12 protein-coding genes and 1 pseudogene are annotated in these 11,461 nt (G+C 42.4%); 9 read left to right on the top strand and 4 right to left on the bottom strand.

Going from position 1 to position 11,461, the window contains the following annotated elements; translation table 11 throughout:
- Window positions 1-1,203 (bottom strand): FG-GAP repeat protein (locus F6K37_RS12825; protein WP_287250581.1); only part of this gene is annotated, 1,203 nt, incomplete at its 3' end.
- Window positions 1,204-1,288: 85 nt separating this feature from the next.
- Window positions 1,289-1,522 (bottom strand): hypothetical protein, encoded by a 234-nt coding sequence (locus F6K37_RS12830; RefSeq protein WP_008181931.1) that lies wholly within the window; start codon window positions 1,520-1,522, stop codon window positions 1,289-1,291.
- A gap of 113 nt (window positions 1,523-1,635) precedes the next feature.
- Between F6K37_RS12830 and F6K37_RS12835 the strand changes: the two genes are divergently transcribed.
- The 9 genes and pseudogenes from F6K37_RS12835 (at window position 1,636) to F6K37_RS12875 (ending at window position 8,413) form a co-directional block, all read left to right on the top strand.
- Window positions 1,636-2,643 (top strand): RnfABCDGE type electron transport complex subunit D, encoded by a 1,008-nt coding sequence (locus F6K37_RS12835; protein WP_008181929.1) that lies wholly within the window; start codon window positions 1,636-1,638, stop codon window positions 2,641-2,643.
- A 75-nt stretch (window positions 2,644-2,718) separates the two neighbouring features.
- Window positions 2,719-4,101 (top strand): DUF2330 domain-containing protein, encoded by a 1,383-nt coding sequence (locus F6K37_RS12840; protein WP_008181927.1) that lies wholly within the window; start codon window positions 2,719-2,721, stop codon window positions 4,099-4,101.
- Between the two features lie 465 nt (window positions 4,102-4,566).
- A pseudogene (locus F6K37_RS12845) lies at window positions 4,567-4,872 on the top strand (ABC transporter permease subunit); the annotation flags it as partial.
- Window positions 4,873-5,165: 293 nt separating this feature from the next.
- A complete protein-coding gene (locus F6K37_RS12850) occupies window positions 5,166-6,191 on the top strand; it encodes a DUF6492 family protein (RefSeq protein ID WP_008181924.1) in 1,026 nt (341 codons plus the stop codon).
- A 15-nt stretch (window positions 6,192-6,206) separates the two neighbouring features.
- Entirely contained in the window at window positions 6,207-6,359 is a 153-nt protein-coding gene (locus F6K37_RS12855) for a hypothetical protein (protein WP_154659738.1), read from the top strand.
- A 39-nt stretch (window positions 6,360-6,398) separates the two neighbouring features.
- Window positions 6,399-7,277 (top strand): hypothetical protein, encoded by an 879-nt coding sequence (locus F6K37_RS12860; protein ID WP_287250588.1) that lies wholly within the window; start codon window positions 6,399-6,401, stop codon window positions 7,275-7,277.
- A gap of 223 nt (window positions 7,278-7,500) precedes the next feature.
- The gene (locus F6K37_RS12865) at window positions 7,501-7,722 is read left to right on the top strand and encodes a hypothetical protein (protein WP_131826970.1); all 222 of its coding nucleotides are present in this window, start codon (window positions 7,501-7,503) and stop codon (window positions 7,720-7,722) included.
- 71 nt (window positions 7,723-7,793) lie between these two features.
- Window positions 7,794-7,952 carry a hypothetical protein gene (locus F6K37_RS12870; RefSeq protein WP_229414257.1) on the top strand — a complete coding sequence of 53 codons (159 nt, stop codon included), beginning with the start codon at window positions 7,794-7,796 and terminating at the stop codon, window positions 7,950-7,952.
- Between the two features lie 20 nt (window positions 7,953-7,972).
- Window positions 7,973-8,413, top strand: a complete 441-nt coding sequence (locus tag F6K37_RS12875; protein WP_287250589.1) for an MATE family efflux transporter — start codon at window positions 7,973-7,975, stop codon at window positions 8,411-8,413.
- Between the two features lie 170 nt (window positions 8,414-8,583).
- On the opposite strand, the gene F6K37_RS12880 is transcribed toward F6K37_RS12875, so the two are convergent.
- Both F6K37_RS12880 and F6K37_RS12885 read right to left on the bottom strand, forming a co-directional pair.
- Window positions 8,584-9,759 (bottom strand): PLP-dependent transferase, encoded by a 1,176-nt coding sequence (locus F6K37_RS12880; RefSeq protein WP_008178429.1) that lies wholly within the window; start codon window positions 9,757-9,759, stop codon window positions 8,584-8,586.
- 62 nt (window positions 9,760-9,821) lie between these two features.
- Window positions 9,822-11,159, bottom strand: coding sequence for a pyridoxal phosphate-dependent decarboxylase family protein (locus F6K37_RS12885; protein ID WP_008178432.1), 1,338 nt, complete (start codon window positions 11,157-11,159; stop codon window positions 9,822-9,824).
- Window positions 11,160-11,461 lie beyond the last annotated feature (302 nt).

Raw genomic sequence — 11,461 nt, forward strand, 5'->3', positions numbered from 1 at the left:
GTCGTCAAAACCGTCGCCGTTGAAGTCTCCCACTGCTAAGGATTCACCAAACCGATCACCAGCCTCATTGGCTCCCAGTCCTGCCTGACTCAGCCCTTGGCTGGCGACCAGTCCGTTCTGGGAACCATTAAACACAAAGGCAAACCCCGACTTGGGAGCCGACCCCGGGGCTTCACCAGGGGCACCAACTACTAAGTCGTCAAAACCGTCGCCGTTGAAGTCTCCCACTGCTAAGGATTCACCAAACCGATCACCAGCCTCATTGGCTCCCAGTCCTGCCTGACTCAGCCCTTGGCTGGCGACCAGTCCGTTCTGGGAACCATTAAACACAAAGGCAAACCCCGACTTGGGAGCCGACCCCGGGGCTTCACCAGGGGCACCAACTACTAAGTCGTCAAAACCGTCGCCGTTGAAGTCTCCCACTGCTAAGGATTCACCAAACCGATCATCAGCCTCATTGGCTCCCAGTCCTGCCTGACTCAGCCCTTGGCTGGCGACAAGTCCGTTCTGGGAACCATTAAACACAAAGGCAAACCCCGACTTGGGAGCCGACCCCGGGGCTTCACCAGGAGCCCCAACCACTAAGTCGTCAAAACCGTCACCGTTAAAGTCTCCCACTGCTAAGGATTCACCAAACCGATCATCAGCCTCATTGGCTCCAAGTCCTGCCTGATCCAGCCCTTGGCTGGCGACCAGTCCGTTCTGGGAACCATTAAACACAAAGGCAAACCCCGACTTGGGAGCCGACCCCGGGGCTTCACCAGGAGCCCCAACCACTAAGTCGTCAAAACCGTCGCCGTTGAAGTCTCCCACTGCTAAGGATTCACCAAACCGATCATCAGCCTCATTGGCTCCAAGTCCTGCCTGACTCAGCCCTTGGCTGGCAACCAGTCCGTTCTGGGAACCATTAAACACAAAGGCAAACCCGGATTTGGGAGCCGACCCCGGGGCTTCACCAGGGGCCCCAACCACTAAGTCGTCAAAACCGTCGCCGTTGAAGTCTCCCACTGCTAAGGATTCACCAAACCGATCACCAGCTTCATTAGCTCCGAGTCCTGCCTGACCCAGCCCTTGCCTGGCGACCAGTCCGTTCTGGGAACCATTAAACACAAAGGCAAACCCCGACTTGGGAGCCGACCCCGGGGCTTCACCAGGGGCACCTACTACTAAGTCGTCAAAACCGTCTTTGTTAAAATCTGCCATAATTATTTACCTACTTGGATTTGGTTTGAGCGCTTTCCCAATTCCCTCTGTAGACTTCTCAGACCCAGTTCAGGAGTTTATGCAGTCAGTTACGAAACTTTACATTGATTGGGTAGGCTATGATAATCACCAGCCAGAAACTCTCTGCTGATTGTTGGTCTAAATTAGCTTGCCCAAATCCAGTACCTGTGCAGAACCAGTCAAAAAGAGCATTTGCACAGTAGCGATGCAGCGCGGTCTTGGGGGTTTCCCCCATGAGCGACTGCATCAAGAATGGTGCGATCGCTCCCGTAGCCTGGTGTTGGTAGCGGGTAAACATTGCCTGATAGCTCTTGCAGTAGTCTTCGTAGAGTTAGCGTGTTTTTTTGTGTTAAACCTGATCCATAAAGAGCGCCCTGATTACTTTAACAGTCGGATCAGAATGCGTAGATAATGTGGCAACAAGACCCCCGAAACCATCAAATTCTGTTTCTCTCCATCTTCCTAGTCTTGGGCATCAGCACTCGGGACTGGACACTAAGACCAGACTTGATTCTAGTTGTAATCGCAAGCTGTCTACTAACTCAGTGGTTAGCAGCATTTCTTTGGTCAAACCCCAAACACAGATCCGCAATCAAAAACTCTGGGGAGCTTGGCCTCTCTTTCTTTGGCCTCCCTTTCCTTGGCCTCCCTTTGAGTTTTAATCCCAAACCCTATTTCCAAACTAGCCTTGAATGGTGCAAAATTCAAACCTTAGAAACAATTCTTAATCTGCTGACAAAAAAATCAAATTGCCCCCAGGATAATGATGCTACTTTCGCCAGTTCTCCCAAACCCCCTTCCCTAAAAAGTGCTATGATTACAGCCTTAAGCTTGAGTCTGCTGCTGCGTGCTGATAACTATAGCACTATGGTTTTAGCTGGCTCCCTAGGAATTTTGAGTAAATTTATTTTCCGAGTAGAGGGCAAGCATTTTTTTAATCCAGCCAATTTCGGAATTATTGCTGTTCTTATCCTAAGCAATGATGCTTGGGTTTCTCCCGGACAGTGGGGGGATGATGGTTGGTATGCTCTATTATTTGCTGGTACTGGCAGTATGGTGTTAAAACGGGTAGGACGATGGGATACAACGGCAGCGTTTTTGGGTGCTTATGCCGTTTTAGAAGGGATTAGAAATGTCTGGCTTGGCTGGAGTTGGGATGTATTTTGCCATCGCTTGATGAGTGGGTCTTTGTTACTATTTGCCCTATTTATGCTAACCGACCCTCGCTCAATCCCCAATGCACCGATTAGTCGATTGCTATGGGCGGTGTGTATTGCGTTACTCACTTTTATATTGCGCAATCAATTCTTCATGCCTACTGCTATTTTCTGGGCGTTGTTTGCCCTATCCCCTTTGACCGTAATTTTGGATTTTATTTGGTCATCTACAAGATTTTCCTGGCATGATAGTGAATCTTAGGTGCGCTTTCCGCATCTAATTATTAAATTCGCCACGGGTCGCACCTATTAAATGACGTGAATTAAGCTTATAAAAATGAAAATTATTCGGGTTATAAGTACTATTATTATAACGGTTTTAGTGAGTTTAGGGTTGGCTCAAAAAGCTTGGGGTTTTTGTGGGTTTTATGTGGCCAAAGCTGATACTAAACTATATAACCAGACGTCTCAAGTGGTAATTGCTCGGGATGGCGATCGCACTGTTTTAACCATGGCAAATGACTATCAAGGGGATGTTAAAGACTTTGCCATGGTTGTCCCAGTTCCTGTGGTGCTTCAGCGAGAACAGGTGAATGTAGGTGACCCTAAGATTATTGAAGGCCTCGATCAGTTTAGTGCACCTCGACTAGTGGAATATTTTGACCCAAACCCCTGTGCCGATAACCGAAGGTATCTCGAAAGTGCGCCAGCAGACCTAGGTCGTCCAGGTGGCACAAGGGGAGCGGATGCTTATGATCGTAGTTTAGGTGTCACGGTAGAGGAGCGCTTCTCAGTTGGAGAATATAACATTCTTATCCTCAGTGCTAAGGACTCTAGAGGTTTAGAAACCTGGCTCAGACGCAACGGTTACAAAATTCCACGGGGAGCAAATCGGTTATTGCGACCCTACATCCGCCAGAATATGAAATTTTTCGTTGCCAAAGTCAATCTGGAGGAATTTGACCCCCCCAATGTGAATCTGCACGAATTTGACCCCCCCAATGTGAATCTGCACGAATTTGACAAAACTGCCTACCAACGGTTGCGACCCCTCCAGATGGCTTACGAGTCTCCCCGATTTATGCTGCCCATTCGCTTAGGAATGATGAATGCTACGGGTGAGCAAGACCTGATTGTGTATGTGTTATCACCCCGAGGTCAGGCTGAAATTACAAACTACCGCACTGTGAAGATTCCTTCTAATACTGAAATTCCAGTATTTGTCAAAGCAGAGTTTGGTGATTTCTACACTGCTATGTTCCAAACTGCTTACGAGGGTGAAGGTAAAAAAGTGGCTTTTCTTGAATATGCTTGGGATATGGCTAGTTGTGACCCATGTTCAGCTAATCCCCTCAATCGGGAAGAACTCCGGAAATCAGGTGTCTTTTGGCTAAACTCAGGAAGAACCAATAGAAGACCCAATAATGTTTATATCACTCGCCTCCATGTTCGCTATACCCGTGATACGTTCCCAGAAGATTTGATGTTCCAGGAAACGTCAAACCGTGAATTGTTTCAGGGACGATATATCCTTCGTCATCCCTTTACTGGGAAGATGAGCTGTAGCGCAGGAGTTGACTATCAACAATCCTTAAATCGACGATTGAAACAGGAAGCTCAAACCTTAGCTGAGTTGACTGGATGGGATATTGATGAAATCCGCAATAAAATCGATTTTCCTGATGTTAAGCCTATTCCTTGGTGGAGACATCTTTGGTAAACCATGGAAATCGTTACTTGTGACTTGTTACTTGGTTACTTGTTTTACTTGTTATTTCTTACTTGACAAGTAACAAGTAACCTAGACTTAATGTAAAGCAATCTAAATTTTAACAAAGATATGTAACGCAATTATAGCGTTTCTCGCAGTTATGAGGTACACTAGTCTTTGAGACTGATTACCTTAAAACCCTCTTTACTATTGCCTTTTGCCTTTTGCCTTTTGCCTTAAAGGGATAAGCAATGTCGCTCATGAGTATGAGAACTGCTATATCATAAATTTGACGGGTTGAACCAGGGTAAGCTCATCTAAATTAGTATCAAAAACTACAGATAAAAGTTTTTTGACTGAAGTTACTCTGTTCATTTGTACTACTTTGAGACTCAAACTCCCTTAAGGTAAGCGATGTAGCAATTGAGTTTCCCAAAAGGGAATAGGTAATAACCAATTTAAATGCATATCAGCTTATTTATAGGACAAGTTTTACTGCCCTTATTTTTACCCAAAGGAATGCGACCGGATCGGGTATTACGGGCAATTGTAGGATTAACAATATTTAGTTCAGCTGATCTAGCAGAAAAGGTGCGGGGTGGAATCCAAGCCATACCGAGAGGTCAAGTAGAAGCTTCTAAAGCCCTAGGTTTGAATACCCCGTTCACTTTAGGATTGATTGTTTTACCTCAAGCTTTTAAAATATCGATTCCATCGATTGTCGGTCAGTTTATTAGTCTGTTTCAGGATACAACACTGTTGGCAATTGTGGGATTATTATAATTGAATTATTGAATGATTAATTATAAATTATGAATGGGGTTGAAGGCGACTTAAAGTCTAGCTTTAGCTAAGTTCTGCTCAACCAGTCGCAATAGCAGAGGTTCCACTGCTAGCCCATATGAATGATAAGTGATGAATGATCAATTCTGAATGGGGTTCTGAGGTACTTGTTCAGCTTAGATGTTAATAACGGCAAGAGACCTTAACATCCTAAACTAACACTGACTCCTTGCTCGATTAAGATGATATTTTTATTGTTGATAGTCTAGATAAATTCGGAGTTAAACGCTATGTCACAAGAAATCTTCGACTTTGTGATTCCTCTCTATCAGTTGCGCTGGAACACGCGGGGTGTGCTTGAGGGAATTACAACCCATTACAAACCTCGCAGTATCCATGTGATTTCACCTGAGCCAGAGGCGCGATCACTACAACAGGTGTCTCAGGGTTGGGAAGTGGCTCCCCTTTATACCCATTCTGAGGAAACCTTCTTTCAAAAGAGTGGTCTGACAAAAGACAGAATTTGTGCTGAACTGGAACTCGGGGAATCCCTTTATACTCCAGGCTGGTTCTATCAGCAACTCTTAAAACTGGGTGCTGGTGAGGGAATTGATGACTTAAGTGAATGGTATGTTGTCTGGGATAGTGACCTACTTCCGGTTGCGACTTGGCCGCTGATTTGTGAGGAGAACCAAACCCAACAGCATACGTTTGCCCTACTTCAGCACAATCAGTGGGGCAATGCGAGCATTGTCTCCACTTGGGCAGAATGGATTCGCTCGGTGTTGGGGGTTGAACCCCTAACAGACCCTGAAGGCACTTTTATTCCCCATCATATGTGGTTTAAACAAGAGCACCTTAAGTCCTTTAAGTGTCAGGTGAGCAACTACTTTCAATCGGATGACCATTGGTTGTTGCTGATGATGCGATCTGCGCTGAAATTTGGCACCTTTAGTGAATATTGGTCTTACGTTTCCTGGGTGGCAGCTCAAGCCCCAGATCATCTGGCTTTTCATCCCTATGAACGCTATGGGGCAACCACTGAACGGTTTTTTGATGATGGTACGGGTTTGTTTTCTGCGACATTACGGCGATATCAATCGACGGTATCCCAGCCGACTCAAGAAAGCTTTTCTCCGTCCTATACAGAGTTAGAATCCTTTATTCAAGCTGAGTATGGGTCAGATCCGCTGCCATCTTCTTTATCTTTTGAAAGTAGCCCTCGACATCTCAAAAAGAACAGAGAGAATATGCATATCGAAGAGTTGCGTTCTCGTTGGAATCCTCGCATGACTGAAGTCTCTAGCACACACTAAAGATTGGAAATCTAAATGGATTCGGGTTCATCTGGGATGGCAGCAGGTCACCTCCCGGTATATAGGACTCACCATGACCGAGACATCAACAAGTTTGGGAATCCCGCGCCAAAAGTGAAACGTTGGCGTCGGGAGGAGGTCAACAATGGTCTTCAAACAACCTGTTGACCGAAAAGTCGTTAGTTATTGTATGAAAACAATCGGTTTATGCCACTCCAAAGACTACAAAAATTGATTAAGCCTATTATCCAGGATATCGGCTATGAATTAACAATTCGTAACCGGATTAAACAGATTCCGATTATTCAAGAAATAGAACGTTTAAGGACAAGTGAACGCTATCAAAATCCTCAGGGTTTAATTGCTTTTGGTAGTAAGGTTTATTCCCAAAGTGATGAAGATGGCATTATTAGAGAAATCTTTAACAGGATTGGTGTCACGAATCAAATCTTTGTTGAATTTGGCATTGGCAATGGCTTAGAAAACAATACCCTTGCCCTGCTTTTTGATCATTGGCAAGGTCTATGGATCGATGCGTCGTCTAGTTCGGTAAATAAAATTAGAAAATATTTTCATAAAGTCATAGAAAATGGTCAGTTAAAAATCGTTGAATCCTTTATTACAAAAGAGAATATTAACGAATTAATTTCTGCCAATATAGATGCTGATGAAATCGATATATTATCAGTCGATATTGATGGTAATGACTATCATATTATTGATTCAATCACCTGTATAAGTCCCAGAGTGATTGTCGTTGAATATAATGCCAAGTTCACACCACCCATTTTATATTGTATGGACTATGATGCCACACACAGATGGGAAAAAGATGATTGTTTTGGGGCTTCATTGAAGTTTTTTGAGGTCAATCTAGATAAAAAAGGGTATTATCTTGTGGGCTGTAACTTATCGGGTGTTAATGCATTTTTTGTCAGAAAAGATTTGGTTAGTGATCAATTTTTTGCTCCGTTCACGGCTGAAAATCATTATGAACCTGCCAGGTATTATCTCTCGGGATATTTTGCAGGTCATCCTGCCAGCTATCAAACCTTAGCAAAATCTCTGACCATGCGCTCTATTTGAAATTCGCTGAACATCAGCACCCCGCTCTAAAGAGACGGGGCTTTTAGCTTCCCTTTTTAGGTAGCTGACCAGCTATCAGAATTGTTCTTGATCTGAGTTGTCTCTCTATCCTGTGTTTCACAGAAAGTGGAACTTTTGAAATCCCATAAAAATTTTTAAAATTAAGCTTGATTTTTGTTAAAATTTACTATTAAAAATACCAATAAAGTTGATATTTGAGCCGATGAAACTTGCCCGCTTAAACTCAGACAGTCTTATCCCCCGCTTCTACAGGCTTGCGGTCATTAATACTCTCTCCGTAAGTATTCACCGGTCAGTGGTCAGCCGTCAGCTGTCAGTGGTCAGTGGTCAGCCGTCAGCTGTCAGGGGTCAGTGCTCAACAGACGTAACTCAGATTAGACAAATGGTTACCTGTTTTATTCAAAAGCTGAGAGCTGAAAGCTGAGAGCTGAGAGCTGAGAGCTGAGAGCTGAGAGCTGAGAGCTGAGAGCTGAATGCTTACCTCTCTCCAATATCATGATTCCCTTATCGGGCTTAGTCAGCGTGGCTTTCCTGGGACATCTGCCAGAAATTCGTCACTTAGCAGGAGTTGCAGTCGCAACGGTTTTGTTTACCTATCTTTACCGACTTTTACACTTCTTGCGGATGGAACGGGAGCGACGGCTCAAGCTGTAGGCAAAGATGACCGCGAAGCCATGTTATTATTGGGTTTACGCAATGGATTGATAGCGTTGGTACTGGGTGTATTAATTGTTATTTTACAATATCCTATCGAGAAAATTTGGTTTCTTATACTCGATGCTCCTGATGACGTTAAATCTTCTGGTATTGCTTATTTTAATGCCCGTATTTGGGGTGCTCCCGCAGTGGCACTTAACTTAGTCGTGATCGGTTGGTTATTAGGAAAAGAGATGAGTGGTAAGGTGCTAGTGATAACAATCATTGGCAATTTAGGCAATATAATCTTTGATTATTTTTCCATTATTAAATGGCATTGGGGCAGTATTGGAGCTGGTTTTTCTGCTTGTTTGAGTCAATATTTGACCTTATTTGTGGGAATATTCTTTATCAGTCAGGATGTTCGATTCCAAGAAATTCAGCAGTTAAGTGATTGCATTTGGCAGGGTTCCATTTAGATTAGGATAATATAATCGGGGGTAAGGCCAAAGGAAATAGAGTACAGAAACAAGATACTCTAATAGACCTATGCGCAAAAGTATTTTTCTGATAGTGTTTACCTCAATTCTTGTCCACTGTTCCCTGTTCCCTGTTCCCTGTTCCCTGTTCCCGACAACTGCCGCGAAGTCTAATGTATTTCCGTAGGGATATATCGAGCAAGACTACAATCGAGATCCTCAATGATACTATCGACTGGATCATTAAAGCCGATGGAGAGTCGAATCAGACTATCCGTAATATTTAATGATTTTCTATCCTGGTCGGATAAATAGTAGTAGGTAAAGGGAGCAAGCTGTTCGATATAGGTTTCCGCTGAACCAAAGTTAGAAGCAATATATGGAATTTTTAAGTTGTCAATGAATTCTGATGTCTCACGTTTTGAAAGTTTGAGTTCAAAGGTCACAACACCACCATACCCATTAGTAAAATATTTCTTGGAGAGTTCTCGATGAGGATGAGAATCTAAGCCCAAATAATAGACCTTGGAAACCAAATCATGGGAATTTAAAAACTCAGTCAGTTTTTGCCCTGAAGCATTTAAAGACTCCATTCTCAACTGAAAGGTTTTCAAGTGTTGACCCAATGTAAACACATCCCGAGGGCTAGGAATAACTCCATTGATATTTCTGAAATTTCTAATTTGAGCGATCGCTTCCTTTTTCCCAGCAACACTTCCCAGTACCACATCAGCATGACCATTGAGATATTTAGTACAACTATGAATCACTAAATCTGCCCCCCATAAACAGGGTTGAAAATTATAGGGACTGGCAAAGGTACTATCGACAACCAGAAGCGTATCGGGTTCTAACAACTCTTTGATTTTTTCAATATCTGCCAGGTAAAGATGAGGGTTAGAGGGAAGTTCTAGGAAAAGAATATTAATATCTTGACTGACTTGATCAAGTGTTCTCATCAACTCAGATAGATCCGAATTATCCAAAATCAAAGTTTTGAACCCCAGTTTCTCAAGATTCTCAAAAACACGTCTTGTGTTTTTATAGAGATAGCAAGTTGTTGCGAAACAGCTTTGAGATTTGGCGAATGCCATTAAAGTGCTGTAAATCGCACTCATTCCACTGGGAAATAGTAAGCAATCTTCAGCCTTATCGAGTTGGGCTAAAATTCCCTCTACTTCTTCCCAATTCGGATTATGATACCTGCCATAACGGCCTTTTGTGAGCGATCCTTCGTGTAAGGCTTTAACATAAGTTTCATGATCGTCATAAAAGTAGGCTGTATTTTGATAAATGGGTGTTAGAATTGAGTTGGTGTAGGATTCATGCTTTCTGACTCTGCCCATTCTCTAATCCTCCTGTAATTTCCTGTAATTTTGGACTTCTAGATTAGACTTAGACAACGACTTTATCCAAAAGATTCATAGATTTTATATAAATAAGCAACAATTTCAGAAATGATATCTGTTGTCAGATTTCCATGATGTACAATTATCCGAATAAATGCCGGAAGATTATTAAAACTAGACGAACTGACTTTGATAAAGTCATCCTGGACTACTTGATCATAGATAGCGAGATTAAGTTGATCGATTTTATCAATTTCTGCCGCCGTGTAATCTGTGATGGTTTCCTTCACTTCCATTTCTTCAGGAATAAACCAGAAACAGAGGTTAAAATACTGGGGTTCGACGACATATAAAACCCGATCCGAAAGTTGTTTCCTGAATTCTTTACGATTTTTATAGTATTTTTGAATTAAATTTTGAAAATGTTCAAGACCATGATGTTTGAACATCAACCAAAGCTTAAAGGCATAGGCTTCTCGGGAACATTGTAAAGACTTGATGCTGAGACTATATTTTCTATTCTGGTTGCTGTTAAATGGAGAATTAGGATTATGTGCGATTACTTCATCCACTAAAACAGATTTGTCTTTCACCAGTAAGACTGAGCATAATAGAGGGGCTGAAAGAAATTTATGAAAGTCTAATACAATTGAATCTGACAAAGAACTCAGTTTTCTAGAAAACGCTGCATCTTCACTAAAGTAAACCCCGCCTCCCCAAGCTGCATCAAGATGAATCCAAGGTTGAATCGCGAATTCTTGGAATATTTCCAGTATTTCTTCTACCGGATCGAAAGTTCCCAAGGTAGTCGAACCCAGAACACAAGCAAAGTAAATTAGATTGAGATTATCAGCTTTAATTTTGCTGACTAATTCTCGTAAATGTTCTCGATCAACGACTCCTTTTGTGCTTGTTTTAACATTGATAATATGTTGAATCCCACAAATCTTAGCAGCTTTACTGATAGAGTAATGAGAATGTTCGGAAACCAGAATGACTGATTGTCCTAAATTAACTTTTGCTCTTTGTACTGCTAAGAATACAGATGCCAAATTAGATAAGGTACCACCCGGATAAAAGATACCATCGCCTTCAGGATAACCCACTAACGGCAGGAGAGTTTCTACCATTTCTACTTCACAACGAGTAAAAATTGGCGAACATTCTTCAGTATGAATATTAGAATTAATGTAGTTAGACACGAAATCGGCAAAAACACCGATAGGGTCGGGATAGGAAAACAAGTATTTTAAGTTTTTTGGGCTGTAGATATCTGGAGTAATAGACAGCGTAGATTTAACAAATTTGTCAATCCTCTCTAATCTTTCCGGTTCGGATAAACTATAGATGCCATCCAGCATCTTCAAGCATTGATCAATGTCTTGTTCTGTTAGCATCTTAAATGTTTGTAAGAAGTTTAGGGTAATTCAGTCCAAGCTATCTGGATATCGCCAATTCCAATCGTGATCAAGCCAACCAGTGCGCATCAGCGGAGATCGGAGTGCAAAAACTAGCACTTGATACAGATTTTTTGAGGCAGGAAGCCTGAAAAATTTGATACATCAATATTAGAATCTGGCGTTATCACAATAATTACGGAGACAGACCTTTTTATAATACCACATCGAATCACACTGGCAAAAACGAGGAGCTTGATAGGCCCGTGAATGCATTCCGAAAGGCCTATATAAGCCATTTG

The sequence above is a fragment of the Moorena sp. SIO4E2 genome (genome assembly GCF_010671945.1).
Taxonomy (GTDB): domain Bacteria; phylum Cyanobacteriota; class Cyanobacteriia; order Cyanobacteriales; family Coleofasciculaceae; genus Moorena; species Moorena producens.

What these genes read in the sequence shown, in the direction of transcription:
- F6K37_RS12830 (WP_008181931.1), bottom strand. Translation starts at nt 1,522, where the DNA reads ATGTTTACCCGCTACCAACACCAGGCTACGGGAGCGATCGCACCATTC.
- F6K37_RS12835 (WP_008181929.1), top strand. Translation starts at nt 1,636, where the DNA reads ATGTGGCAACAAGACCCCCGAAACCATCAAATTCTGTTTCTCTCCATC.
- F6K37_RS12840 (WP_008181927.1), top strand. Translation starts at nt 2,719, where the DNA reads ATGAAAATTATTCGGGTTATAAGTACTATTATTATAACGGTTTTAGTG.
- F6K37_RS12850 (WP_008181924.1), top strand. Translation starts at nt 5,166, where the DNA reads ATGTCACAAGAAATCTTCGACTTTGTGATTCCTCTCTATCAGTTGCGC.
- F6K37_RS12855 (WP_154659738.1), top strand. Translation starts at nt 6,207, where the DNA reads ATGGATTCGGGTTCATCTGGGATGGCAGCAGGTCACCTCCCGGTATAT.
- F6K37_RS12860 (WP_287250588.1), top strand. Translation starts at nt 6,399, where the DNA reads ATGCCACTCCAAAGACTACAAAAATTGATTAAGCCTATTATCCAGGAT.
- F6K37_RS12865 (WP_131826970.1), top strand. Translation starts at nt 7,501, where the DNA reads ATGAAACTTGCCCGCTTAAACTCAGACAGTCTTATCCCCCGCTTCTAC.
- F6K37_RS12870 (WP_229414257.1), top strand. Translation starts at nt 7,794, where the DNA reads ATGATTCCCTTATCGGGCTTAGTCAGCGTGGCTTTCCTGGGACATCTG.
- F6K37_RS12875 (WP_287250589.1), top strand. Translation starts at nt 7,973, where the DNA reads ATGTTATTATTGGGTTTACGCAATGGATTGATAGCGTTGGTACTGGGT.
- F6K37_RS12880 (WP_008178429.1), bottom strand. Translation starts at nt 9,759, where the DNA reads ATGGGCAGAGTCAGAAAGCATGAATCCTACACCAACTCAATTCTAACA.
- F6K37_RS12885 (WP_008178432.1), bottom strand. Translation starts at nt 11,159, where the DNA reads ATGCTAACAGAACAAGACATTGATCAATGCTTGAAGATGCTGGATGGC.